Genomic DNA, 23292 nt, shown 5'->3' on the forward strand with positions numbered 1-23292 from the left:
CAGTCTTTACGTCGGGAATTGCCGATAACATTCCTCGGCGATCGCCTGCACCTCGTCGCGTGTGAGTTCGGCCGACACGGCGTAGCCCAGTTCGTTGTCGATCCAGTAGAAAGTCTCGATGCCGTCGGCGCTGGCCATGCGGAAACTGGTTGTGCGGTTTTCCTCGTTGTGGCCGATCAATACCGTCACCCGGCGGCCGGTCTTGTCCTGATACATCAGCATCGCGCCCGGCTTGCCGCTGACGGGAATGAGGCGCCCGCCGACGAGGTCGTATCCGATCTTGGAAAGATCAGGGATCGCAAAGGGATAGCCGAGCCGCTTACCGAGCCATGTCGCGAGATGCTGCTGCTCTCCCGCGCCAACCTCGACGGGGTGGCGCACTTCGCTCGCATAGATGAGATAGGCGGATTTTGCCTGTGCCGGAATATCCGTCGTCAGCGACGCCAGCGTCACATCCTGCGGTGTGGAGACGGATGGCGGCAGAAGCCTGCCGGCCGCGGCGCCCGCCGCGAAGATCATGAGGGCTGCTGCCGTTTTGAGGAGCGCCGGTCTCAGTCGCCATGTACGGTCCGGTTTCGGTGGGCTGAGCATCGATGCGTCGTGCGGATGGGCGGCGGCATAGGAAGCGAAGGCATTGCGAAGAATCTCGGCCTGCTGTTTCCAATCCTGCACGCGGGCCTGCTCTTCAGGTCTTTCTGCGAGCCACGCCTCGACAGCCGCGCGGTCGTCGTCGGAAAGAAGCCCGTCGACATAGGCGTGCAGGTCGTCTTCGGTTATGGCATCGGGCCGTTTCATCGTGGTCTCCGCAGGGGAATGATATTGTCCGCCGCCAGCTGCTGGCGAAGGGTTTCGCGGGCGCGGGACAGTCTGGACATGACGGTGCCGAGCGGGATCGATAGCGTTTCGGCCGCCTCCTGATAGCTGTAGCCTTCCACCGTCACCAGCATCAAAACCGCCCGCATGTCGGGTGAAAGAAGGGCGAGCGCGCCGTGCAGCCGATCGTTCTCCAGCGTATCGGACAGCTGATCGGTGACGGCGATGGTCTCATGGCCGTCGAGGCTCTCTGACGGGTGGCGTTTCTCAGCGCGGTGGCGGTTGCGATAAAGATTCGTCATTATCGTGTAAGCCCATGATTTCAAACCCGTTCCGCGCCATTGCCTTTTATTGATAAGCGCTTTTTCCACGCAGTCCTGCAAAAGGTCTTCGCCATCTGCATCCGAGCGGGAAAGGCTGCGGGAATAACGGCGCAGCATGGGTATCAGCGCCAGAACCTCCGCTTCGAAGGTGCCGGCTGCGGGGGAGAGGCTCCCCCGCGTTTTGCCATTCGTGCCATCAGGGTTTTGCGGCATCCCATACACCGTTCATACCGTCACCGGTGGCGTCGCCTTTTTTCATGTCCTTGGCCCAGTAATAGAGCGGCATGCCGTCCTTGGCCCATTGCATCTTGCCGTCCTTGCGCGTCACGGTCGTATAGGCCCCCTCGGCCTTGTCGCCCATGGCTGCGAAAAACGGCGGCCAGTTCACCGCGCATTTGTCATAACAATTGGATACGCCCTTCTTGTCGTTCTTGAAAGTGTAGAGCGTCATGCCTTTTTCGCCGGCAAGTACATTGCCTTTGTCAGTCTTGACCGTTTCGACCGCCGGGGCTGCATAGGCCGTTCCGGCAAACGCCAGAATGAGGGCGGGAACGATAAAGCGGATCTTCATGGACATATCCTCCTTGGTTCGGGCGGGCTTTGCCGCCAACAGATCAAGAGACACCGCAGCCGGCGGGTTTATTCCCTGTCGCGACACGATTTTTGCAATTTTAAAACTTATCCATTGAGCTAAGTATTTTATCGTGATAGTTAGCCTTATGGAAAACTATTCAGACGCGCTCGACGATATCTTCCAGTCTCTTGCCGATCCGACCCGCAGGGCGGTGATCCTGAGGTTGGGCGGTGGGGAGGCGAGCATCGGAACGCTGGCCGAACCTTTCGACATGGCTTTGCCGTCGTTCATGAAACACATTCGCCAGCTGGAAGAGGCCGGGCTGATCGTGACCCGCAAGCAGGGCCGAGTGCGGTTCTGCGCGTTGGAGAAACAGCGGTTTTCCATGCTCGATGGCTGGCTGTCGCAACAGCGCGCCATCTGGGAAGGCCGCACGGACCGGCTCGAACAATTCGTCATGGCGCAACAGGATAGAGCGTCAAGCAAAGGGGAGAATGACCAATGACCGAGACTTTCAATCCCGATCTCGACCTGAAGATTTCACGTATCATAAGGGCGCCGCGCCGGCTTGTCTGGAATGCGTGGGTGGACAAGACCAGCCTTGAACAATGGTGGGTGCCGCATCCCGGCCAGTGCCGGGTGGAAAAAATGGAGCTTTATCCCGGCGGCGCGTTCGAGACGCGCTACAGCGAGGATGGCACGATATTCGGCGACCATATCAGCGGCTGTTTTCTGGCGGTGGATGATGGGGAGCGTCTGGTTTTCACTGATGCCCTGACGGCGGGCTTTCGCCCCTCCGCCCAACCGTTTCTCACCGCCGTCATGCAATTCCGCGATCATCCCGAAGGTATGGAATATGTGGCCTATGCCATGCACAGAAACCCCGGGGATCGCGATAAGCACGCGGAGATGGGGTTCTTCGACGGTTGGAACACGGTTGCGGAGCAGCTGGCGCAGCTTGTCGAAAAGCAGGCGGCCCATTGAACGGTATCAGCCGAATAGAGGAATATCCGGCTTGTTGAGCATCAGCCAGATGATGCCGAGGACCGCGAAGAAAGCGGGGAAACCGCAGGCGAACCAGATGCGGTAAAGGCGGAACCATTGCGCCGGCAGGGCGTGTCCCGTGGCGGCGCAGTCTCGGGCGATATTGCGCAGCTGAATCTGTATCCACACCACCGGCAGCCAGAAAATGCCGGTGAAGACATAAAGGCCAAGCGAAAGGGCGATCCAGCCTTCGGTCAGCGGCCAGCCGATGATGCGCGCCAGAAAATAGCCGGTAACCGGCTGGATGATCGCCGCTGTAGTGGTGAAGATCGTATCGGCGATAACGACGGTGCCCGCCACATGGGCGATCAGCGCCGGGTTTGCCGTTCGCCGCGTCATGACCATGAAAAATGCGATGCCTGCGCCGGTGCCGAACAGCACCGTTGCGCCGATGACATGGGCGAGCCGCAGCAGTTCCTCGAGCGTCATCAGCGTTCATCCAGCGTGGCGAGGGCGCCAAGCGTCAGGGCGATGGAAGGCAGGACCTTGACGAAGGGGCCGAGCGGATCGAGCCACAGGCCCGGTTCCAGCAGGCTGCCACCGGCGAGGTAAGCCGCGCTGACGAGCAGCATGCCGATGAGCGCCTTTCTGGCGAGCGGGCGAAACAGGACGGTAACGCTGAGGGCGATATCGATGAGGCAGGTGGCGAGTGTGAGGGTCACGGCCAGTGACTGCGGCATGAAGGGCAGAAAATGCGTCGCCGCTCCGTTGATGTTCAGCAGCGGCACGATGCCTGACAGCAGCCAGAATAAAGACAGGCAGAGGATGACCAGCGGTTTGAGCAGATATGATCTGGCAAACCACAGGTCCTGCACGCCGGAGGGGTGGGCGGCCAGCGTCTGCGTCAGGGTCTTGAGCGACAACGTCCTCGGTCGCGCCTCACCCTCCGTCACAATGCCTTCCGACATGACCGTCATGGCGGTTGAACGCAGCGGCGAGCGCCAGCCGAGCGCGCCCGCGGCATCCGCCACAAGGCTGACGGGACGCATGAAGGCCGCGGGAAGGTTTATGACAGGGGCAGGAGACAGGCCGAGCCACTGCCGGTGGGTGACGACCACGTCCCGCAATGTCAGTGCTTCCCCGGCAGCAAGTTCGAGATCGCTGCCCGCCGGAATTTCACCATCGATCGCCGCGTTGACGGCTGCCGCCACCTCCTCGACCGCGACCGTGCGGACCGGCATCGTGCCGTTCACGAGTGGCAGCATGAGCGGAAAGCTGGCAAGCGCGCGCACCAGTGCCGTGCCGCCATGGGCATTGCGCCCGACAACCAGGGCAGGGCGAAGAATGACGTAAGACAGGCCGCTTGCGGCCAGTGCCGCGTCCGCGTGGCGTTTGGTCGCGAGAAAGGGCAGGTCGGCTGCGGCTCCCGCCGTGCGGGCCGATATCTGGATGAGCAGCTTGCCGCCCGCCTGCGCCGCAGCCTCGTATAGCGCCAGCATGGCTTTTTCCTGTGTCGCGGCAAGGTCGTCCGAAAGACCGTCCTGAAGCGCGCCAGCGCAATTGACGATGGCGTCATGATCCCTGACCAGCGCATCCCAATTCCCTGGGTGCGTCATGCGGGCGAGATCGGCGGCAATCCAGTTCGCGAAAGGCCACTTGTCTTTGGCGCGTCCGACGGAGCGTGCCAGCCCGGTGACGGCGTGACCTCTGCCGTGGAGGCTACGCACTACCTCCGAACCGATGAAACCTGTCGCGCCGAGAATCAATATCTTCATACGCGGCATGATACCCGTCGTGATTTAAAAACCAGCCGTGTTTTATTGCCGCATTCTGGGGGCGCGATTCATCTTTCGTTCTTTTTCTGTTGCGCATGAGGCTCGAATCCTGCGATGAGGGCGCATGTTATTTTCACCGCAACAGGACGAAGCGCTCAAGGCTGTTTCCCGCTGGCTGAAGGAAGGCCGGACGCCGGTTTTCCGGCTGTTCGGTTATGCCGGAACGGGCAAGACGACGCTTGCCAAACATTTCGCGGAAAATGTCGATGGCGAAGTGCTGTTTGCGGCCTTCACCGGCAAGGCGGCGCAGGTGTTGCGCTCGCGCGGGGCAACCAATGCCCGTACCATCCATTCGCTGATCTATCGCCCGCGCGGTGAAGAAACGGTGGAAGACGAGGAGACCGGCAAGACCTCGGTGGCGCCGATGTTTTCCATCAACCGCCAGAGCCCGCTTGCCAAGGCGGCGCTGATCATCATCGACGAATGTTCGATGGTGGATGAACAGCTTGGCAAGGATTTGATGAGTTTCGGCACGCCGATCCTCGTGCTTGGCGATCCGGGGCAGTTGCCGCCGGTATCGGGCGGCGGTTTCTTCACCGAGCAGGAGCCGGATTATCTTCTCTCGGAAATCCACCGTCAGGCCAAGGACAATCCCATCATCCATCTTGCCATGGATGTGCGCGAGGGCCGCGAGATCATGCGCGGCGATTATGGTTCCGCGCAGGTGATCTCGAAGTCAGAAGTGACGCAATCGCTGGTGCTGGAAGCCGATCAGGTGCTGGTCGGCACCAATCGCACGCGCCGCCGTTACAATCAGCGACTTCGCGAACTGAAGGGCTTTTCGGCGGATTATCCGCAATCGGGTGACAAGCTGGTCTGCCTCCGGAATGATCCGGCCAAGGGCCTGCTGAACGGCTCGCTCTGGCAGGTGATGAGTTCGTCGCGCGAGACGGTGAAGCCCGGCATCAACCTGATGATCCGGCCGGAAGACGACGATATGGATCGCGGCGCAGCCAAGATCAAATTGCTGAAGGCGGCTTTCGAGGATGTCGAGACCGAAATACCGTGGTCTACCCGCAAGCGTTACGACGAGTTCGATTTCGGTTATGCGCTGACCGTGCACAAGGCGCAGGGTTCGCAATGGAACAATGTGGTTCTTTTCGACGAGAGCTATGCATTTCGGGATTCACGCGAACGCTGGCTTTACACCGCCATTACCCGCGCGGCCGAGACGCTTACGATCGTTCGTTGAGATAGAGCATTGGCTCAATCTCCTTGTCTGCGCATTGCCCGGGGGGAAAATCGCTATGCACTTTTCCTCGACAGGCTTTTATGCGCGGATAACACCCAGCAGGACCGCCTTGGCGACCGCCTGAAAGCGGTTGCTGGCACTGAACTTGCCGATGATCTTCGCCTCAAGCGCATTGAGATCGCTGCCCGAAAGGCCAAGAGCCCGGGCGAGCCGCACCGGGGCATAACCTTCCGCCATCAGTTCCAGACATTTCCGTTCGGTATCGGTGAGGGCTATGTCCTTTGCCGGACCGCGTTCAGCACCGTCGAAGCCGTCCGCATCGCTATCGATGACGAGCAATTCCTCGATCTGCTGTGCCTGACGCTGAAGGGTGGAAAGCTCGGCCGTCAACTCTCTCTTCCGCTGTCTCAGCGCGACGTGGAATATGTCGTCCGCCTCTTCCTGCGACAGGGAGCGGACGAGTTTTTCCATGATCTCGGTAATGGCGGCAACCGAAATGCCGACTTCGCGGCAGACATTGATGACGGCCATGCGCTGGACGTTGCGGTGGGTGTAGACCCGCATCTGGCCGATGCGCTTCGAGGTGAGCAGCGCCTTTTCTTCGTAAAAATGAAGCGTTCGGTGGGTCACTCCAAAGATATTGGCCATATCGGCAATGGGTACCGGTTCGGCGGGCAGGGAAGAGGGCAGGCTTATGTCAGGTAAAAAGCTGCTGAGCCTTAGATTGGGTTTGTCCTCGTCGCCGTGTTCAAACGGCATACGGCCATCCTGCATTGTTTCCCCCTTTGCGCTCTTTGGCGGCGTGCCTGCTTTTAAAAGACCTCCGTTGCTTGTTCCCCCGCAACGGTCTGTCTTCTGATCAAGACATCATGCCAAATGCTACATAAGAACCGTAACGTGTATTGTGTGTTTTCGTTCCCGTGTTCCAAAAAATTTTATCGGCCTCCTTGCGGTCGGCGTCAACCTGCGTGAAACAGGATGCAGATTCCGAACCGGAGCCCGACGCCATGCCCGCAAAACTTTCCGTCAATCTCAATGCAATCGCCATGCTGCGGAACCGCCGCGATCTTCCGTGGCCGGATGTCGCGCATTTCGGGCAACTGGCACTCGCTGCGGGTGCAAGCGGCCTGACTGTACACCCTCGTCCCGATCAGCGCCATATCCGCTTTTCAGACCTGCCGGTGCTACGCGCTCTGATCGATGACAGCTTCCCCAAGGCTGAATTTAACATCGAAGGCTATCCGACCGAAGATTTTCTCGTTCTTTGCGAAAAGACCCAGCCGGAGCAGGTAACGCTTGTGCCTGACGATCCCTCGCAGGCGACATCCGACCATGGCTGGGATTTCCGGAAGCACGGCGTTTTCCTGAAGGAAGTGGTTGGACGCCTGAAGGCCGGTGGCATGCGGGTTTCGCTGTTTGCCGATGGTGACGGGGAACGCGAGCCGGTGGAACTGGCGGCTGCGACAGGTGCGGCGCGTATCGAACTTTACACCGGCCCCTATGGCGGCTGCTTTGACGATCCGCAAAAGGGTGGCGCGCTTCTCGAAAAGCTCGGACAGACGGCGGATCATGCGAGAGCGCTCGGACTTGCTGTCAATGCAGGCCACGATCTGACTGTCGCAAATCTGCCCATGCTGATGAAACGCATTCCTTATCTGGCCGAGGTTTCCATCGGCCACGGGCTGACGGCGGATGCGCTGGAATATGGCATGGCTGAAACAGTCCGGCGTTTTTGTCAGGCCTGCGGTCAGCCTATTTCATAACCAAAGTCAATTTTTTCGCCTATGCTTTGCCTGCGCATGCTCCGTGCGCGAGCTTTTGAAGGCAGAGACATATGCAAGAACATCATGTTGTCGTCGTGGGTGGAGGCTTCGGCGGTTTGCAACTGGTACATGGGCTGGAGGGGGCCCCTGTCCGCATTACATTGATCGATCGCCGCAACCATCACCTGTTCCAGCCATTGCTTTATCAGGTTGCAACGACAGCTCTCGCGACATCTGAAATCGCCTGGCCGATCCGTCATCTATACCGCGACCGCAAGGAGGTGACGACCCTGCTTGCGGAGGTGACCGGCATAGACCGGGCGGCGCGGACCGTGCATTTAAGTTCGGGTCAGGTGATCGGTTTCGATACGCTGGTGCTGGCAACCGGCGCCCGCCACGCCTATTTCGGCCGCGACGAGTGGGAGCGTTCCGCCCCCGGCCTCAAGACGCTTGAAGATGCGACGACAATCCGTCGCCGTCTGCTTCTGGCTTTTGAGCGGGCCGAACTCGCCACCAGCGAAGAGGAACGGCAGGCGCTGCTGACCTTCGTCATTATCGGCGCAGGGCCGACGGGCGTGGAAATGGCAGGCATGATTGCTGAACTGGCCCACAAGGCGCTGCCGCCGGAATTCCGCAATGTCGACACCCGGCAGACCCGCGTACTGCTTGTCGAGGCCGGACCCCGCGTCCTGCCGGTTTTCACTGAGGATCTTTCCGCCTATGCCAAGGAAGCGCTTGAAAAGCTCGGCGTCGAGGTTCTGCTTGGTACGCCGGTGACGGCCTGCACCGATGAGGGCGTGACGGTGGGCGAGACCTATTATGCCTGCCGCACCGTTGTCTGGGCCGCCGGCGTGCAGGCGTCTCCCGCCGCGAAGTGGCTGGATGCCGCTGCCGACCGGGCGGGACGCGCGATTGTCGGGCCGCATCTCAACCTGGAAGACGATGCTGACATCTTCGTCATCGGCGATACGGCCGCCGTCAATCAGGAAAACGGCAAGCCGGTGCCGGGCATTGCGCCTGCGGCAAAGCAGCAGGGCGCTTATGTTGCAAAGGTCATCAGGGCGCGGCTGGACGGCAAACCATCGCCTGCACCCTTCCGCTACAGCCATCAGGGCAATCTCGCCACCATCGGCAAACGTGCGGCGGTGATCGATTTCGGCAGGTTCAAGCTGAAGGGCGTGCTGGCGTGGTGGATTTGGGGCCTTGCCCATATCTACTTCCTGATCGGAACACGTTCGCGGCTTGCCGTGGCATGGAGCTGGCTGTGGATTTATCTGAGCGGGCAGCATAGCGCGCGGCTGATTACCCAGAAAGAGACGCTGAAGGACGAGGCCTGAAGGCGGGGTGGGCAACAAGAAAGGGCGGGAAGCATGTGCTTCCCGCCCTTATGTTCTGACAGCTGCCCCAAACTACTCCTCCGTCATGCCGGACTTGATCCGGCATCCAGTCGACGCGCGTCTGCGCGGCGAGAAGAGTTTTTCAGCCCAAGGACTTGGGCTGGCTGGACCCCGGATCTGGTCCGGGGTGACGGCGTGTGGATGTGGCGTGTTTGCCCGATCCAACGCTTAAGCGTCGAGCGACGCCATATCGATGACGAAGCGGTAACGCACGTCGCTCTTCAGCACGCGCTCATAGGCTTCGTTGACGTCCTGGATGTTGATCGTCTCGATCTCCGAGACGATGTTGTGCTCGCCGCAGAAATCCAGCATTTCCTGGGTTTCCTTGATCGAACCGATCATCGAACCCGACAGGTTCTTCGCACCGAAAATGAGCGCGAAGGCGTGGACCGGGATCGGATGTTCCGGTGCGCCGACGACGACCATGCTGCCCTTGGGCTTCAGGAGGCCGAGATAGGCATTCCAGTCGATGGCGACGCCGGCCGTGCAGATGATCAGGTCGAAAGTGCCGGCCAGCTTCTCGAAGGTCGAGGCGTCGCTGGTGGCGTAATATTCCTTCGCGCCGAGCTTCAGGCCGTCTTCCTTCTTCGACAGCGTCTGGGAGAGAACGGTGATATCCGCACCCATGGCTGCACCGAGCTTGACGCCCATATGGCCGAGGCCGCCCATGCCGACAATCGCGACCTTCTGGCCGGGACCGGCATTCCAGCGGCGCAGCGGCGAATAGAGCGTGATGCCGGCGCACAGAAGCGGCGCGGAAGCGTCGAGCGGCAGGTTGTCCGGGATCGACAGGACATAACCTTCCTTGACGACGATGGAGTCGGAATAACCGCCATGGGTTGCGGTTTTCGTGAACGGATCGACGTCGTTATAGGTCTGGACGAGGCCGGGCATATAATGCTCGTTGTCGAGATCGCGGGTGGCGCAACCGACGCAGGAATCGACGAAGCAGCCGACGCCGACATGGTCGCCGACCTTGAACTTCGTGACCTTGGAGCCGACGGCTTTCACGACGCCGGCGATTTCATGGCCGGGAACGATGGGGTAGACGGCATTCTTCCATTCGTTGCGGACGGTGTGGATGTCCGAGTGGCAGATGCCGGCATATTTGATATCGATGACGACGTCGTCATCGTTCGGCTCGCGGCGTTCGAAGGTGAACGGGGTAAGCGGCTTCGACGCATCGGTCGCAGCGTAACCTCTAGCAATAGCCATCTGAATATCCTTTCGGGGGTTGGGGACGACGGAATATGCGATGGAAGCGCGACAGGGCGTTAGAGCGATCCTCCAGCCTTTTTGCACGATCCTGCAAAAATATGCGGGCACGCTCTTTGCGCAGACGCAGAGGCTTTCTAGATAAAAGGCATCAGACGTATCTCTTCCTTCAGTTAAGGGATTTCCCCTATGTCCTTGCCGTTCAATGTCTATCAGGAGATCGCCTCCATTGCCGCGCGGCACGCCACCAGCGAGGGCGAGGTGCAGACGGCGATCGGATCTCTCGGCATCAGCCGGCGCACGACGCCGAGTGCGCCATGCCACGGCAGCTATCGCCCGTGTCTTGCCATGGTGATCCAGGGGTCGAAAAGCGTTCAGCTGGGAACGGACACCATCAATTATGGCGCGGGTGACTATCTCCTGACCTCGCTTGACCTGCCGGTTGCATGGCGGGTGGTGGAGGCGAGCAGGGAGGTTCCGCATTTCTGCATCGCGCTTGCCATCGACAGTGAAAAGCTGCTCGATCTCATGCGCCGCGTGCCCATCGATCCGCCCGCTGAGCCGGCGAATGCTCAGCGCGGCATCGTCGTCAATACGGCAACGCCGGAACTTCTCGATGCGGCTATCCGCCTGTTGCGTTTGCTCGATCGTCCAGCCGACATTGACGCCATGGCGCCGCTGATCGAACAGGAAATCCTTTACCGCATCCTGACCGGGCCGGCGGGCGGGCAATTGATGAACATCATCGCGGCCGGCAGCCATGGCAACCGCATCGCCCGGGCCATCGCCTGGCTGCGCGAGAACTTCGCACGCCAGTTGCGCATCGAGGACCTTGCCGAACATATCGGCATGAGCGTGTCGTCCTTCCACCATCACTTCAAGACGATCACGGCCATGACACCGGTCCAGTACCAGAAGCAGCTGCGCCTGCACGAGGCGCGGCGGCTGATGCTGCTGGAGCGGCTGGATGCGGGCACCGCCGGCCATCGCGTCGGATATCAGAGCCCATCGCAGTTCAGCCGTGAATATAGCCGCTTCTATGGGCTATCGCCGTCGCGGGATATCGATGCTTCGCGGGAGATCAGCGCGGCTGGGTAGAGTCGTTCTTTGGGACAGTGGTTCATTAACAGCGGACTGAGGTGCGTGGGGCTTACCCCCCTCTGCCCTGCCGGGCATCTCCCCCTCAAGGGGGGAGATCGGCAGGAGGCCCTACCGTCGCTCCATTTGCAAACGTTGAGATGGGCGAGACCAAACCACGAGTCGATCTCCCCCCTTGAGGGGGAGATGCCCGGCAGGGCAGAGGGGGGGTAAATCCCACCCACCTCGGTCCGCTACCCACGCAAAATTCCCTGGAGGCTCACCTCAAGCTTGCAGTCATACTCCGGGGCAGCACGTCAATTCTCATCCTCCCCTGAAGAATCCGCTTGACCCTAACGCAGCCTCCGCTTAAATGGCGCTCGAACCGTACCGTACGGTACATTAATCGAGCCTCTGGAGTGGAAAAGACTTGGCTTCCGACCCGATCACAGCGCAGGAATTTTCGCCGCGCCAGAACGCCGTTCTGGACCAGGCATTGCGTCTTCTGGTCGAGGGCGGAGAGAAAGCGCTGACGACATCCGGTCTGGCGCGCGCGGCCAACTGTTCCAAGGAAAGCCTCTATAAATGGTTTGGCGACCGGGACGGTCTGCTGGCGGCGATGATCACCTTTCAGCAGAGCAAGGTGCGCACCTTCGAGAAGGCGGGCGACCGCGTCTCCGCGCCGCAGCTGGCCGATCATCTCGAAGTTTTCGCGCATGATCTGCTGGATGTTCTGGCGGGCGATGTGTCGCTGGCGCTCAACCGTCTGGCGATAGGGCAGGCGAGCCGCGACGGTTCCAAGCTCGGCGATCTGCTTCTCGAACGCGGCCGTCGCCAGATCGACCGTCGCGCCCGCGGGCTGATCGAGGCGGGCCGCCGTTCCGGCTACCTGCGTTTCGATGATGCCGAAGAGGCATATCGCAGTTTTTACGGCCTCATCGTTTCGGATCTGCATGTGCGCATGCTGCTGGGCGAGGCGCCGGACAAGGATTTTTCCGGCCGGGCGAAGAAGGCAGTCGTCGCCTTTCTGACCCTCTACGGCACGGAAAAGGTACATTCGGAACTCAGCGGCAAACCCGCCTGACATTCCGGTTCAGACAACTGAGAGACAAGCATTAGGGAAGGACCATAAAATGCGCGTTTATTATGATCGTGATGCCGATCTCAATCTCATCAAGTCCAAGAATGTCGTCATCGTCGGTTACGGCTCCCAGGGCCGCGCCCATGCGCTGAACCTCAAGGATTCCGGCGCCAAGAACGTCGTCATCGCTCTGAAGGCCGGTTCGCCGACCGTCAAGAAGGCCGAAGCCGACGGCTTCAAGGTCATGACCGTTGCCGAAGCTGCCAAGTGGGGCGACCTCCTGATGATGGCGACCCCGGACGAACTCCAGGCCGACATCTACAAGGCCGACATCGCCGGCAACATCCGCGACGGCGCAGCGATTGCTTTCGCACACGGCCTCAACGTTCACTTCGGCCTCATCGAGCCGAAGGCGTCGCTCGACGTCGTCATGATCGCACCGAAGGGCCCTGGCCACACGGTTCGCGGCGAATACCAGAAGGGCGGCGGCGTTCCCTGCCTCGTTGCCGTTCACCAGAACGCTTCCGGCAATGCGCTTGAACTCGCTCTCTCCTACGCCTGCGGCGTTGGCGGCGGTCGTTCGGGCATCATCGAAACCAACTTCAAGGAAGAGTGCGAAACCGACCTCTTCGGCGAACAGGTCGTTCTGTGCGGCGGTCTCGTCGAGCTCATCCGCGCCGGTTTCGAAACGCTGGTCGAAGCCGGTTACGCACCGGAAATGGCCTATTTCGAGTGCCTGCACGAAGTGAAGCTGATCGTCGACCTTATCTATGAAGGCGGCATCGCCAACATGAACTACTCGATCTCCAACACGGCCGAGTGGGGCGAATACGTCACCGGCCCGCGCATCATCACCGCCGACACCAAGGCTGAAATGAAGCGCGTCCTGCACGACATCCAGACCGGCAAGTTCACCTCCGAGTGGATGCAGGAATGGAAGGCCGGCGGCGCCCGCTTCAAGGGCATTCGTCGCAACAACGACGCCCACCAGATCGAAGAAGTCGGCGCCAAGCTGCGCGGCATGATGCCCTGGATCGGCAAGAACAAGCTGGTCGACAAGGCTGTCAACTAGGCTTCATTGTTTGGTAGGAGATATGGAGGCCGGAGCGAAAGCTCCGGCCTTTTTATAATTCATAAGCGGACCCTAGAAATATGCCCTCTACACTGTCTGAAACACTTTCAATATAAGTGTTGATCGCGACCAGAAGGTCAGTTAGAGCAAAGTATTTCCTATCGAATTTATCCGATTTTATTGAGATGGCAGCATCGATTTCTTCTCTTATATCGAGCCATTTATTCAGATCAATACGTCCGGCAACGTACTCCATGGTTCCAAAATCCTTAAATACAGTGATTTCGTTTCCGTGAATAACGTTTCCTATTATATTCCAAGCGCTGTCTACGCGGACTTTCTCACTGTTGGCTGGCGTCTCGTCTGATATCCGGACGTTTTTCGATTTTAGGATCGGGACGGTTTGGGTGATTTCAGCAAATCGCCTCGCGGATATGCATAAGATCAGCAAGTCTTTTCTGCATAAATTTTCCGCGACGCTGTAATATTCGCCATGGTCTAAAATCTTCAAACTTCGAGATGTTGCATATGATGCTAATCGGCTGATGGCCTCAACGGCATCAGTGTATGCGTGTTTGCAGAGATCTCTGTCTATCTTGGGTACTTTATTTCTCGCCATCGCTCTTCCCGGCATGTGGAGGGATAACGCCCTTCGTCAGCAGAAAGCAGCCGTAAAACCGCGTCTCGCCAGTGGTGATGACGCAATAGGCCTGTTTGGCTTTTTCGTAAAAAGCGAAACGCTCGATACCGTACATCGGCGCGGATTTTCCTTCCGCCGCGTCGATTTCCTTCTGCACCTCGGCCTGCACCGGCTCCAGCTGATCGGGCGCGCCCATCACTTCCATGCGCCCGACCGAGGGCTGCAACGGCGTGTCGAGCGGCAGCACTGACAGGATTGCCTTCATGGCGCGGGCGGCCGAGACATTGTCGATATGCAGCACCTTGCCGATCGTGGTGTGGCGGGCAACCGAATCGGACGGGAAATTGGTGTCCGATATCACCAGCGTATCGCCGTGACCCATGGCGCGCAGCGCGTGCAGAACATCGGCATTCAGCGCCGGGTCGATATTTTTCAACATGTGTTCGAACTCCCATCATGGTCACGCCATTTGCGGCACTGCCGCGCAATCCAGCCGGAAATGGGTGTGGCGTCAATCTCAAACGGAAGATTGTTAAGCTTTACCGGAGGGTGTATCTGGCTTTGTCCGGAAAAACGGCCGCGAATGCGAGGCTGTGGCGGACACCGTGCAGGGAGGCAGAAATAATTCGAAAAACTGATAAGTCAGTATTGCTGACATATCGACATTTCTGTAAAGATGCACGCATAAAAACGACACAAGAGGAAACGTACCCATGCTTGATTGGGAACAAATTTTCGCCACGCGCTCTTCGCGCATGAAAGCGTCTGAAATCCGCGAGCTGCTGAAGCTGCTCGAGCAGCCCGATATCATTTCCTTTGCCGGTGGCATTCCGGACCCGGCTCTTTTTCCCGCAGAGGAATTCCAGCAGGCTTATGCGGAAATTTTTTCCGGTGCGCAGGTCAATGCAGCGCTGCAATATTCGGTGAGCGAGGGTTACAAGCCGCTGCGCGAATGGCTGGCGGGCGAGATGGCCGACATCGGCATCGACTGCACCGCCGACAACGTCTTCATCGTTTCCGGCTCGCAGCAGGGTCTCGATTATCTCGGCAAGCTGTTCCTGTCGCCGAAGGATACGGCACTGGTCACCTGGCCGACCTATCTCGGCGCGCTCTCCGCCTTCAACGCCTATGAGCCGAATTACGATCAGCTCAATCCCGGCGGCAACCGTACGCCCGAGGCTTATCGCGAAACCGCCGCCAAGCATGGCGGTGCGGTCAAGTTCGCCTATCTCTCGGCCGATTTCTCCAACCCCACCGGCGAAACCGTTGATCTGGCCGGCCGCGAGAAGGTTCTGGCGCTGGCAGACGAGCTGGATATCGCCGTCATCGAAGACGCCGCCTACCAGTCGCTGCGTTACGATGGCGAGGCTGTTCCGCCGATCATGGCGCTCGACATCGCCCGTTCGGGCGGCATCGAGAACACCCGCACCATCTATTGCGGCAGCTTTTCGAAGACGCTCGCGCCAGGCCTTCGTGTCGGTTACATCGTCGCTTCCGCGCCTGTGATCCGCAAGCTGGTGCTGATGAAGCAGGCCGCCGACCTGCATTCTTCGACCATCAACCAGATCGCCATCGAACGCGTTGCCTCGCGTGGCTTCGACAGCCAAGTCGCCAAGATCAAGGCCGCCTATAGCGCCCGCCGTAATGCGATGCTGGCCGCGCTCGACAAGTACATGCCGAAGGGTACACACTGGACAAAGCCGGAAGGCGGCATGTTCATCTGGGTGACGCTGCCTGAGGGTATGGATGGGGCCGCGCTGCTGGCGAAATCCATCGCCACGGAAAAGGTGGCCTTCGTTCCCGGCCGTGCTTTCTTTGCGGATGGCTCGGGTACGAACACGCTGCGCATCAGCTTCTCCTGCGCCAACGAGGCGATGATCGAAGAGGGTATGAAGCGGCTTGGCCGGTTGATTACGACGGCACAGGCGGAAACGGGCGAAGTGCTTCCGGCGATCTGAGGGCGCGGGGCTTTCGGTAGCGGTGGAGGTTGTGGCGTTACCCCCCTCTGTCCTGCCGGGCATCTCCCCCACAAGGGGGGAGATCGACCCGTGGCGAGGTATCGCCCATCTCAAGGTTTGAGAATGAAGTTGTGAGAGAGCCTCTTGCCGATCTCCCTCCTTGTGGGGGAGATGCCCGGCAGGGCAGAGGGGGGTAAGCCGCGATTACCAGGGAGCATTGTTCCTCTCAATCCCGACGGCCCCAAAAGATCATCCCCCAAAAATCCTGCCTGTCACATACATGTTATGCAATCATGTTTTAGCGGTCCCACCAACAACAGGGACTGGACCCATGAAAACGCTGCTCTCCGCTTTCACCGCCATCGTATCGCTCGGCTTCATCGCCACCGCTGCCAATGCTGCCGATCTGGTGCTCTATACCAGCCAGCCGAACGAGGACGCGCAGGCGACCGTTGATGGTTTCAAGGCCGCCAATCCGGGTCTCGAAGTCGAATGGGTGCGTGACGGAACGCCGAAGATCATGGCGAAGCTGATGGCCGAGATCAGCGCCGGCAATCCGGTTGCCGACGTGCTGTTGATCGCCGATACCGTGACGCTCGAGCGCATGAAGCAGGCTGGCCAGTTGCTGGCCCACAAGTCTGCCGAAGCCAAGAACATCGACGCTTCGCTTTATGATGCGGACGGCTTTTATTATTCCACCAAGCTCATCACAACAGGCATCATGTACAACACCGCTGCCGCAATGAAGCCGACGAGCTGGAAGGATCTGGCCAAGGCTGAAGCCAAGGGTCTCGTGACGATGCCAAGCCCGCTGACCTCGGGTGCGGCGCTGATCCATGCGCAGACGCTCGCTGCCGCCGATGGTCTCGGCTGGGACTATTACAAGCAGCTGAAGGCCAATGAAGCCATTGCCGGCGGCGGCAACGGTGCGGTTCTGAAGTCGGTCGCTTCGGGCGAAAAGGCATATGGCGTGGTCGTCGATTACATGCCGATCCGCGAGAAGGCCAAGGGCGCACCGGTCGAGTTCGTCTTCCCGGAAGAGGGCGTTTCGGCCGTCACCGAACCGGTCGCGATCATCAAGGGCACCAAGCACGAGGAAGCGGCCAAGAAGTTCGTCGATTACGTGCTTTCTGAAAAGGGCCAGCAGGGCTTCGTCAAGCTCGGTTACATCCCTGTTCGTGCCGATGCCGGCATGCCGGAAGGCTTCCCGGCCCGCGACAAGATCAAGGTTCTGCCGCTCAGCGCCGCTGATGCGCTGAAGAACTCCGAGCAGGACCTGAAGACCTTCTCCGATATTTTCGGCTCCAAGGGCTGATAGTGCGGCATGTCCCGTTCAAGTGCCTATGGAAGCAGCCAGCCGCGCTGGCTGTTTCCTTTTGTGGTCAGCGTTGTTTTTGCGCTCAGCGCCCTGCCGCTCGGGCGGCTGGCCTATACCGGCATCATCTCATCACTCAATGGTGACATATGGCGGCTTCTCGCTGATCCAGCCCTTTGGGATGCGGCGCTGAACACGCTTTCCACCTCGTTTTTCGGTATGCTGATCTCGCTGGCGATTGGCGGCGCCTTCGCGCTTTCGCTGACGCTCTGCGACATTCGCGGCAAGTCGATTTTAAGCTTCCTGTTCATGCTGCCGATGATGATCCCGCCGCAGGTGACGGCGCTGTCGTGGATCGGCATGACCGGTCCGTCGAGTACGTTGTTGAAGGCCATCGGCCTTGCGCCGCCGATGGGATCGCCGCAGCCGCTTTATTCGATTGCGGGCATCGCGCTGCTGCTCGGCGTGCAGCACGCGCCGCTCGTTTATCTGTCGCTGCGCGCCGGTCTGCTTGCGCTGCCGCAGGATGGCATCGAGGCCGCCAAGCTTTCCGGTGCTTCGCCGCGGCGTGTGCTGTTTGATATCATCCTGCCGCTCTCCACGCCGGGATTGATCGCCGGGGCGGCGATTTCCTTCGTGTCCAATGTCGGCAATTTCGGCATTCCGGCAATCCTCGGCATACCTGGCTCGATCTTTACCCTGCCGACGCTGATTTACAGCCGTTTCGCCAGTTTCGGCACCAGCACATTCGGCGATATCGCCATTCTCTCCACCATGATCGCCATCATCTCGGTCGCCGGGCTTGCTCTTCAGGAACGGGCGATGAAGGGCAGGGATTATCGGATCATCGGCCTTTCCGGCAAGGCCGCGACCTTCGGGCTGGCGCGCTGGCGGATACCGGTGGAGCTTGCCCTATGGCTGGTGCTGTTCTTCATGCTGGTTGCGCCGCTCGCCGCGCTGATGGCAAGCTCGCTTGCTCCCGCCTATGGCGTGCCGCTCAGCCTCAAGACCGCGACGCTGCATGCCTATGAGGAGCTGCTTTATCGCCAGAGCGTAACCCGTACCGCCTTCCGCAATTCGCTGTTTTTAGCAACCGCCACATCGCTTTGCCTATTGGCGGTTACGGTGCTGACCGCCTATTTTCTGGTGCGGGGCAAAAGCCGTTTCATGTTCCTGCTCTCGGCGCTGGTGGATATTCCCTATGCATTGCCAGGCGTGGTTATCTCGGTGTCCTTCGTGCTGCTTTTTGCGGCTCCCATTCCGTTGTTAGGCATCACGCTTTACGGCACGATCTGGATCATCCTGCTCGCCTATTTCTCCTCCTTCTTTGCCGTCAGCCTGAAACCCATGGTCAGCGCCTTCCTGCAATTCGATCCGTCGCTGGAAGAGGCCGCAAGGCTGTCCGGCGCCGGTTTCTGGCGGCGGCTTACGGATATCATCCTGCCGCTGGTCGGGCCGGCGGCGGGCGCTTCAGTCATTCTCGTTTTCCTGATCGCCTGCAACGAGTTGACGGTCTCGGCACTGCTGTGGTCGGCCGGCACGCAGACACTCGGTGTGCTCATCTACAATCTCGATGACAGCGGCAGCTTCGATCTTGCTTCGGCACTTTCGGTGCTTGTCGTCATCATGGTGATTTTCCTCATGGCTCTGCTCGAAATTCTGGGGCGCTATCTGCCGAAAGGAGTGGTTCCTTGGCGAAACTGATTCTCAACCGCCTGTCGAAAAATTTCGGAGCCGGATCGAAGCCCGCCGTCGATGACGTGTCGCTCACCGTACGCGACGGCGGCTTTCTCGCCTTGCTCGGGCCTTCCGGCTGCGGCAAGACGACGGTGCTGCGCATGATCGCCGGTTTCGAACAGCCGACCGACGGTTCCATCCTGCTTGGGGAGCGCGTGCTGGCCGATGGGGGCAGCATGGTGCCGCCGGAGCGGCGCAACATGGCGATGGTGTTCCAGTCCTATGCCTTGTGGCCGCATATGTCGGTTGCCGACAATGTCGGTTATCCCCTCAAGGTGCGCGGCATTTCCGGTGAGAAATATCGCGAGAAGGTGCGCCAGGCGCTGGCGGCCGTGCGTCTCGAAAGTTTCGCGGATCGCCGCCCCGCTGAATTGTCCGGTGGCCAGCGGCAACGCGTGGCGCTGGCCCGTTGCCTCGTTACCGAGCCTGATGTGGTGCTGCTCGACGAACCGCTCGCCAATCTCGACCGGCATCTGCGTCAGGAGATGGAGGAAACGTTTCGCGAGTTCCATATCCGCTCCGGCGCGACGATGATCTATGTCACCCATGATCAGGCCGAGGCCATGGCGCTCGCGACGGATGTGGCCGTCATGTCGCAAGGCAGGTTGCTGCAGGTGGCGCCACCGGCAGAGCTTTATGCGCGGCCGGAGGGACGGCTGGTCGGTTCGCTGGTGGGGCAGGGCGCGATCCTGACCCTGCCTATAGCAGAAGGGGTTTCGCGCGATCTTGACTGGACGGCGCTTCGGGCGGCGATGGAGAGCGGCAGGCACTTGCCGCAGGCGGATTTTCTTGTGCGGCCACAGGATGTGGTGCGGGACGCTGAGGGTGTCAGTTGCACCGTCACTTCGGTCCTTTACGAGGGGGAGCGTTATGCTCTCCGTCTTGACCTGCCGGATGGGCAGGCGCTCAGGGCCTATTCGCGGGAGGCGGTTGCCATCGGAGACCGTTTGCCGGTTGCCATTCGTGCGGCCTGGCGTCTTTAAACTATTGGCGAGGCGGGGCAGGAGCGGCTAAGCTCCTATTCCAGCAACAGGAATGAAACATGTCGCTTCGGCTTGCCACCTTCAATATCGAAAATCTTCTTACCCGTTTTGATTTCACCGGGTTTCGCAACCAGACACGGCGCGACAGGGCGATCCAGCTGTTCGATATCAGGGACGAGGCGACCTATCAGGCGCTTGAAAGCGCGCGGACAGTCTCCTCCACCGACGATACGCGCCAGCTTTCGGCGCTCACCATAGCTGACGCGGATGCGGATATTCTCTGCCTGCAGGAGGTCGATAACATGGCCGCGTTGCAGGCCTTCGAATATGGCTATCTTTACCGCATGGTCGGCAATGGCTACCTGCAGAAATATCTGGTCGAGGGCAATGACAGCCGCGGCATCGATGTCGCCGTCGTCATGCGCGAGCAGACCCGTGATGGTGACAAAATCGAGGTGGTCGACATCAAGAGCCATGCGGCGCTGACCTATCGCAATCTCGATCTCTTCAATCCGGCGCTGGCTGCGACTAACCAGATCGACGACAAGATTTTCAAACGGGATTGCCTGGAAATAGACCTCCGGATCGGCGGCAAGCCGCTGACGCTTTACGTCACGCATTTCAAATCCATGACCAATTCCCGCGACCCGGTCGATGCGCGGCTCGCCACCATGCCGATCCGCGAGGCGGAAGCCATGGCCGTGCGCCGTATCATCGAAAATCGCTGGGGTGTCGGCAATACACGTAACAAGAATTTCGCCATTTGCGGCGATATGAACGATTATCAGGAGCGTGTGGCGATTTCCGGTGACCGGCGCAACGGCTACGGCTTCACGCCCATTGAGGAAGCGCGGAGCGCGCTCGATGTCTTCACCGCCGATGATTTCGTTACCAATCCGATGCTGCGCCGTGATGTCATGGATCGCTGGACGCTCTATCATTCCCGCGGGCCGCAGGAGCAGCACCTGTGCCAGCTGGATTATATCTGGCTTTCACCGCGCCTGGCTGAAATCAACGCGACTAGGGCTCCTGAAATCATCCGGGCGGGCCAGCCGTATCGCACCATCTTTCCGCCGGGGCAGGAAGTGGAGCGTTATCCGCGCACCGGCTGGGATCGCCCCAAGGCTTCCGATCACTGCCCGGTGGTGATGACGCTGGATTTGATCTAGAACCGCCGGTAGTTTGCCGATCCATGCCAGCATCTATCCGTTGGCGACCTTTGGGAAATAAGTGGCCCAGACGCGGTTGCGGCCGGCGCGTTTGGCTTCATAAAGCCGGTCGTCGGCGATCGCGATCAACTCGTCCCAGCTGCTTATCGCCCGCGCTTCCTGCCACACAACGCCAAAGCTTGCGGTCAGCGACAAGCCGCTTTGCTCATCAATCACCTGGGCTTCGATCAGGCGGCGAAGGCGGTCGGCGGTTGCCGTCGCGGTGGCATGGCTGACATCCTGCAGCACGACGACGAATTCCTCACCGCCGTAACGGGCCAGAATATCGTTCTTGCGCAATGCGCTGCGCAAAAGCCCCGCCGTCTTTTGCAGCGCGAGGTCGCCCATGGCGTGGCCATAACGATCGTTGATCGATTTGAAGTGGTCAATATCGACAATCATCACGCCGAGCGACTGATACTGTTCCTCGCCGCTCAATATGGCACGAACGGCCTTTTCCAGCGCACGGCGATTGAAGACGCCCGTCAAGGAATCGGTTTCAGAGAGCGTGCGTAGCTGCTCGGCCAGCGCGCGCTGCTGGTTCTCCATTTCGCCCTTCTGGCGAAGCTGCTCGCGCAGGAAATCAAGTTCCTCGAACATCTTCTTGACTTCCGGGGCAACCCTGTCTTCACAACGGGTTTCGGAAAGGTCACCGGCGGCGATCGCGGCGATCTGCGCCCGGACGGATTGCATGGGCTGGAACAGCGCCGTTCTATAGACGGAAGTGAGCCGCAGCAGAACCAGAACCGCGATGGCGGCGAGAAGAAGGGATGCTCCACCAAAGACCAGAGCCTCGTTCTTCCTTTTTTCGAGTCTTGCCCGCGTTTCGGAGAGAATGAGGTCGCGCAGCGTATCGGACGAGCGCATGCCGGCAATATAGTTCCTGGAGAATTCAAGAATGCTCGGCTGGGCGGAGGGCATGGCTATCACGATCGTATTCTGCGCGTAACGCAGTGCCTGACCGAAATAATAGGTCTCCATATCCTGAAACGCCTTGTCCAGTCCCGGCGTCGACAGGTAGGCGGCGGTGTAGTTGATCAGCGAGGCTTTCAGCGACAGAAGGCCCTGCATTTCATTATCGAACTTGGCGCGATACCCCAGCTTATCCTGCCGGTTTGCGCGCAGACTCATCACTACATAGGAGCCGAGTCGGCCAATCCTGTCGCGCATTACGCCGGCAGTGCCGGTCATCGCGATGTCGATCGCCACGTCGGGCGTGACCTTGATGACGGCGCGTGCCGCCTTGCCGCGCAGCAGGTTGACGCTATCGGCTGCCTTGAACATCGATAGAATCGCGTTGGACATGGCGCTCTGGCTGCGCGTGGAAGAAGGGAGCGCGGCAACGCGATCCACCGCTTCGCGGGATTGGGCGAGCTTCTGGCGGGTTTCAGCCAGTGATTTCGCCAGTTCGGGCTGCGTCTTGATTTCCTCGGTGAAGGAAACTTCAAGCTCCGACAGCTTGTCATCCGTCGCCTTGCGCGCAGCTGCAAGCCCCTCGACCAGTTTCGGATCGGGGACGGGTGCGCCCATCAGATTGTTTGCAGGGCCGCGCTCGGCCGAGATCAGCCATGCGGACTGAAGTGCTGTTTCGAAACGGGTGAGCTGGGCGGCATTGGCGCGGTAACGCAGATAATTGGAGACACTCGGCACCGCGGCGAGAGTGGCCAGCAGAATTGAACTCGCGGCGATGACGATCGTGCCTGTCAGCTGTATTTTCTGTATGCTCGCGCGCATCTGAGGCGTATTTCTCGCTGCAATGGTTATGTTTCATCGCCATCTTACCGGCGCTGCGTAAATACTTCGCTTATTTTCCGGGCTTTTGCCGCGATGATGGTCTTCGAGACGTTAAGCGCATGTGATGTGGAAAAGATATTCGCTGATGCCGTGTCATCAGTTTTTGCTTTACACCAGATCAGAATCTGATAGTTGGCAAGGCACTGGATTGCCCTTGTAGCTCAGTTGGTAGAGCACCTGATTTGTAATCAGGGGGTCGCGGGTTCGAACCCTGCCGGGGGCACCAGTATTTGTCTAATGTTTTCAACGCATTGGACCGTCAAAACTTCCCGATTTTTGATTTTTCTTGTCGCGTCCCTGTTGCATTGATTTGTATGGGTTTTTACTGATT

The 23292-nt window shown here is 59.6% G+C and carries 23 protein-coding genes and 1 tRNA gene; 14 read left to right on the top strand and 10 right to left on the bottom strand.

Features of this window, described 5'->3' with window-relative positions:
• Nucleotides 1-6 precede the first annotated feature (6 nt).
• Genes ACQZ5F_RS02740 through ACQZ5F_RS02750 form a run of 3 tightly spaced genes read right to left on the bottom strand, consistent with a single transcriptional unit; the run spans nt 7 to nt 1713 of the window.
• A complete protein-coding gene (locus ACQZ5F_RS02740) occupies nt 7-795 on the bottom strand; it encodes an anti-sigma factor family protein (RefSeq protein ID WP_225339155.1) in 789 nt (262 codons plus the stop codon).
• Complete coding sequence (locus tag ACQZ5F_RS02745) at nt 792-1349, bottom strand: RNA polymerase sigma factor (protein ID WP_225339156.1); 558 nt, start codon at nt 1347-1349, stop codon at nt 792-794. The genes ACQZ5F_RS02740 and ACQZ5F_RS02745 overlap by 4 nt, the downstream gene beginning before the upstream one ends.
• Nucleotides 1333-1713, bottom strand: coding sequence for a COG4315 family predicted lipoprotein (locus ACQZ5F_RS02750; RefSeq protein WP_080841959.1), 381 nt, complete (start codon nt 1711-1713; stop codon nt 1333-1335). The genes ACQZ5F_RS02745 and ACQZ5F_RS02750 overlap by 17 nt, the downstream gene beginning before the upstream one ends.
• A 142-nt stretch (nt 1714-1855) precedes the next feature.
• Between ACQZ5F_RS02750 and ACQZ5F_RS02755 the strand changes: the two genes are divergently transcribed.
• Both ACQZ5F_RS02755 and ACQZ5F_RS02760 read left to right on the top strand, forming a co-directional pair.
• Nucleotides 1856-2215 carry an ArsR/SmtB family transcription factor gene (locus ACQZ5F_RS02755; RefSeq protein WP_046798117.1) on the top strand — a complete coding sequence of 120 codons (360 nt, stop codon included), beginning with the start codon at nt 1856-1858 and terminating at the stop codon, nt 2213-2215.
• Complete coding sequence (locus ACQZ5F_RS02760) at nt 2212-2694, top strand: SRPBCC family protein (protein WP_080841961.1); 483 nt, start codon at nt 2212-2214, stop codon at nt 2692-2694. The genes ACQZ5F_RS02755 and ACQZ5F_RS02760 overlap by 4 nt, the downstream gene beginning before the upstream one ends.
• A gap of 6 nt (nt 2695-2700) precedes the next feature.
• Here the strand turns inward: ACQZ5F_RS02760 and ACQZ5F_RS02765 are convergent, their stop codons facing one another.
• The gene (locus ACQZ5F_RS02765) at nt 2701-3183 is read right to left on the bottom strand and encodes a DUF2269 family protein (RefSeq protein ID WP_225339157.1); all 483 of its coding nucleotides are present in this window, start codon (nt 3181-3183) and stop codon (nt 2701-2703) included.
• Nucleotides 3183-4469, bottom strand: a complete 1287-nt coding sequence (locus ACQZ5F_RS02770) for an SDR family oxidoreductase (RefSeq protein ID WP_225339158.1) — start codon at nt 4467-4469, stop codon at nt 3183-3185. Before ACQZ5F_RS02770 ends, ACQZ5F_RS02765 begins: the two co-directional genes overlap by 1 nt.
• 124 nt (nt 4470-4593) lie before the next feature.
• Between ACQZ5F_RS02770 and ACQZ5F_RS02775 the strand changes: the two genes are divergently transcribed.
• Complete coding sequence (locus ACQZ5F_RS02775; protein WP_046798120.1) at nt 4594-5721, top strand: ATP-dependent DNA helicase; 1128 nt, start codon at nt 4594-4596, stop codon at nt 5719-5721.
• 78 nt (nt 5722-5799) lie between these two features.
• Here ACQZ5F_RS02775 and ACQZ5F_RS02780 read toward each other — a convergent pair whose 3' ends face one another.
• The gene (locus ACQZ5F_RS02780) at nt 5800-6495 is read right to left on the bottom strand and encodes a MerR family transcriptional regulator (RefSeq protein ID WP_137084781.1); all 696 of its coding nucleotides are present in this window, start codon (nt 6493-6495) and stop codon (nt 5800-5802) included.
• Nucleotides 6496-6728: 233 nt separating this feature from the next.
• Between ACQZ5F_RS02780 and ACQZ5F_RS02785 the strand changes: the two genes are divergently transcribed.
• On the top strand, nt 6729-7484 hold the full coding sequence (locus ACQZ5F_RS02785; RefSeq protein WP_137084779.1) for a pyridoxine 5'-phosphate synthase: 756 nt from the start codon (nt 6729-6731) through the stop codon (nt 7482-7484).
• A gap of 71 nt (nt 7485-7555) precedes the next feature.
• Nucleotides 7556-8821: an NAD(P)/FAD-dependent oxidoreductase gene (locus ACQZ5F_RS02790; RefSeq protein WP_225245604.1), complete on the top strand. Its 1266-nt coding sequence runs from the start codon at nt 7556-7558 to the stop codon at nt 8819-8821.
• Nucleotides 8822-9049: 228 nt separating this feature from the next.
• On the opposite strand, the gene ACQZ5F_RS02795 is transcribed toward ACQZ5F_RS02790, so the two are convergent.
• Nucleotides 9050-10096, bottom strand: a complete 1047-nt coding sequence (locus ACQZ5F_RS02795; RefSeq protein ID WP_052817970.1) for an NAD(P)-dependent alcohol dehydrogenase — start codon at nt 10094-10096, stop codon at nt 9050-9052.
• Nucleotides 10097-10285: 189 nt separating this feature from the next.
• On the opposite strand from ACQZ5F_RS02795, the gene ACQZ5F_RS02800 reads away from it, so the two are divergent.
• The 3 genes from ACQZ5F_RS02800 (at nt 10286) to ilvC (ending at nt 13326) form a co-directional block, all read left to right on the top strand.
• Nucleotides 10286-11194: an AraC family transcriptional regulator gene (locus ACQZ5F_RS02800; RefSeq protein ID WP_137084777.1), complete on the top strand. Its 909-nt coding sequence runs from the start codon at nt 10286-10288 to the stop codon at nt 11192-11194.
• Between the two features lie 409 nt (nt 11195-11603).
• Nucleotides 11604-12257 (top strand): TetR/AcrR family transcriptional regulator, encoded by a 654-nt coding sequence (locus tag ACQZ5F_RS02805; protein WP_046798126.1) that lies wholly within the window; start codon nt 11604-11606, stop codon nt 12255-12257.
• A 49-nt stretch (nt 12258-12306) separates the two neighbouring features.
• Entirely contained in the window at nt 12307-13326 is a 1020-nt protein-coding gene (ilvC, locus tag ACQZ5F_RS02810) for a ketol-acid reductoisomerase (protein WP_046798127.1), read from the top strand.
• A 52-nt stretch (nt 13327-13378) separates the two neighbouring features.
• On the opposite strand, the gene ACQZ5F_RS02815 is transcribed toward ilvC, so the two are convergent.
• Entirely contained in the window at nt 13379-13945 is a 567-nt protein-coding gene (locus tag ACQZ5F_RS02815) for a hypothetical protein (RefSeq protein WP_137084775.1), read from the bottom strand.
• A complete protein-coding gene (locus ACQZ5F_RS02820) occupies nt 13932-14405 on the bottom strand; it encodes an RbsD/FucU family protein (protein ID WP_137084773.1) in 474 nt (157 codons plus the stop codon). The genes ACQZ5F_RS02815 and ACQZ5F_RS02820 overlap by 14 nt, the downstream gene beginning before the upstream one ends.
• Before the next feature lie 274 nt (nt 14406-14679).
• Between ACQZ5F_RS02820 and ACQZ5F_RS02825 the strand changes: the two genes are divergently transcribed.
• From ACQZ5F_RS02825 to ACQZ5F_RS02845, 5 genes are all read left to right on the top strand, one after another.
• Nucleotides 14680-15924, top strand: coding sequence for an aminotransferase-like domain-containing protein (locus ACQZ5F_RS02825; RefSeq protein ID WP_137084771.1), 1245 nt, complete (start codon nt 14680-14682; stop codon nt 15922-15924).
• Nucleotides 15925-16255: 331 nt separating this feature from the next.
• The gene (locus ACQZ5F_RS02830; protein WP_149900249.1) at nt 16256-17239 is read left to right on the top strand and encodes an ABC transporter substrate-binding protein; all 984 of its coding nucleotides are present in this window, start codon (nt 16256-16258) and stop codon (nt 17237-17239) included.
• Nucleotides 17240-17248: 9 nt separating this feature from the next.
• Entirely contained in the window at nt 17249-18943 is a 1695-nt protein-coding gene (locus tag ACQZ5F_RS02835; RefSeq protein WP_137084767.1) for an ABC transporter permease, read from the top strand.
• A complete protein-coding gene (locus tag ACQZ5F_RS02840; protein ID WP_225339159.1) occupies nt 18931-19959 on the top strand; it encodes an ABC transporter ATP-binding protein in 1029 nt (342 codons plus the stop codon). Before ACQZ5F_RS02835 ends, ACQZ5F_RS02840 begins: the two co-directional genes overlap by 13 nt.
• Nucleotides 19960-20018: 59 nt before the next feature.
• The gene (locus ACQZ5F_RS02845; RefSeq protein ID WP_448730998.1) at nt 20019-21128 is read left to right on the top strand and encodes an endonuclease/exonuclease/phosphatase family protein; all 1110 of its coding nucleotides are present in this window, start codon (nt 20019-20021) and stop codon (nt 21126-21128) included.
• A 33-nt stretch (nt 21129-21161) separates the two neighbouring features.
• Here ACQZ5F_RS02845 and ACQZ5F_RS02850 read toward each other — a convergent pair whose 3' ends face one another.
• Nucleotides 21162-22901 carry a GGDEF domain-containing protein gene (locus tag ACQZ5F_RS02850; RefSeq protein WP_225339160.1) on the bottom strand — a complete coding sequence of 580 codons (1740 nt, stop codon included), beginning with the start codon at nt 22899-22901 and terminating at the stop codon, nt 21162-21164.
• Nucleotides 22902-23111: 210 nt separating this feature from the next.
• Here ACQZ5F_RS02850 and ACQZ5F_RS02855 point away from each other — a divergent pair.
• Nucleotides 23112-23187 (top strand) — tRNA-Thr (locus tag ACQZ5F_RS02855).
• The last annotated feature ends 105 nt before the right edge of the window (nt 23188-23292 follow it).

This window comes from Agrobacterium sp. 22-210-1 (assembly GCF_053522525.1).

What these genes read in the sequence shown, in the direction of transcription:
- ACQZ5F_RS02820 (WP_137084773.1), bottom strand. Translation starts at nt 14,405, where the DNA reads ATGTTGAAAAATATCGACCCGGCGCTGAATGCCGATGTTCTGCACGCG.
- ACQZ5F_RS02850 (WP_225339160.1), bottom strand. Translation starts at nt 22,901, where the DNA reads ATGCGCGCGAGCATACAGAAAATACAGCTGACAGGCACGATCGTCATC.
- ACQZ5F_RS02780 (WP_137084781.1), bottom strand. Translation starts at nt 6,495, where the DNA reads ATGCAGGATGGCCGTATGCCGTTTGAACACGGCGACGAGGACAAACCC.
- ACQZ5F_RS02790 (WP_225245604.1), top strand. Translation starts at nt 7,556, where the DNA reads ATGCAAGAACATCATGTTGTCGTCGTGGGTGGAGGCTTCGGCGGTTTG.
- ACQZ5F_RS02825 (WP_137084771.1), top strand. Translation starts at nt 14,680, where the DNA reads ATGCTTGATTGGGAACAAATTTTCGCCACGCGCTCTTCGCGCATGAAA.
- ACQZ5F_RS02745 (WP_225339156.1), bottom strand. Translation starts at nt 1,349, where the DNA reads ATGCCGCAAAACCCTGATGGCACGAATGGCAAAACGCGGGGGAGCCTC.
- ACQZ5F_RS02740 (WP_225339155.1), bottom strand. Translation starts at nt 795, where the DNA reads ATGAAACGGCCCGATGCCATAACCGAAGACGACCTGCACGCCTATGTC.
- ACQZ5F_RS02760 (WP_080841961.1), top strand. Translation starts at nt 2,212, where the DNA reads ATGACCGAGACTTTCAATCCCGATCTCGACCTGAAGATTTCACGTATC.
- ACQZ5F_RS02835 (WP_137084767.1), top strand. Translation starts at nt 17,249, where the DNA reads ATGTCCCGTTCAAGTGCCTATGGAAGCAGCCAGCCGCGCTGGCTGTTT.
- ACQZ5F_RS02845 (WP_448730998.1), top strand. Translation starts at nt 20,019, where the DNA reads ATGTCGCTTCGGCTTGCCACCTTCAATATCGAAAATCTTCTTACCCGT.
- ACQZ5F_RS02775 (WP_046798120.1), top strand. Translation starts at nt 4,594, where the DNA reads ATGTTATTTTCACCGCAACAGGACGAAGCGCTCAAGGCTGTTTCCCGC.
- ACQZ5F_RS02815 (WP_137084775.1), bottom strand. Translation starts at nt 13,945, where the DNA reads ATGGCGAGAAATAAAGTACCCAAGATAGACAGAGATCTCTGCAAACAC.
- ACQZ5F_RS02785 (WP_137084779.1), top strand. Translation starts at nt 6,729, where the DNA reads ATGCCCGCAAAACTTTCCGTCAATCTCAATGCAATCGCCATGCTGCGG.
- ACQZ5F_RS02800 (WP_137084777.1), top strand. Translation starts at nt 10,286, where the DNA reads ATGTCCTTGCCGTTCAATGTCTATCAGGAGATCGCCTCCATTGCCGCG.
- ACQZ5F_RS02795 (WP_052817970.1), bottom strand. Translation starts at nt 10,096, where the DNA reads ATGGCTATTGCTAGAGGTTACGCTGCGACCGATGCGTCGAAGCCGCTT.
- ACQZ5F_RS02770 (WP_225339158.1), bottom strand. Translation starts at nt 4,469, where the DNA reads ATGAAGATATTGATTCTCGGCGCGACAGGTTTCATCGGTTCGGAGGTA.
- ACQZ5F_RS02750 (WP_080841959.1), bottom strand. Translation starts at nt 1,713, where the DNA reads ATGTCCATGAAGATCCGCTTTATCGTTCCCGCCCTCATTCTGGCGTTT.
- ACQZ5F_RS02830 (WP_149900249.1), top strand. Translation starts at nt 16,256, where the DNA reads ATGAAAACGCTGCTCTCCGCTTTCACCGCCATCGTATCGCTCGGCTTC.
- ACQZ5F_RS02765 (WP_225339157.1), bottom strand. Translation starts at nt 3,183, where the DNA reads ATGACGCTCGAGGAACTGCTGCGGCTCGCCCATGTCATCGGCGCAACG.
- ACQZ5F_RS02755 (WP_046798117.1), top strand. Translation starts at nt 1,856, where the DNA reads ATGGAAAACTATTCAGACGCGCTCGACGATATCTTCCAGTCTCTTGCC.
- ilvC (WP_046798127.1), top strand. Translation starts at nt 12,307, where the DNA reads ATGCGCGTTTATTATGATCGTGATGCCGATCTCAATCTCATCAAGTCC.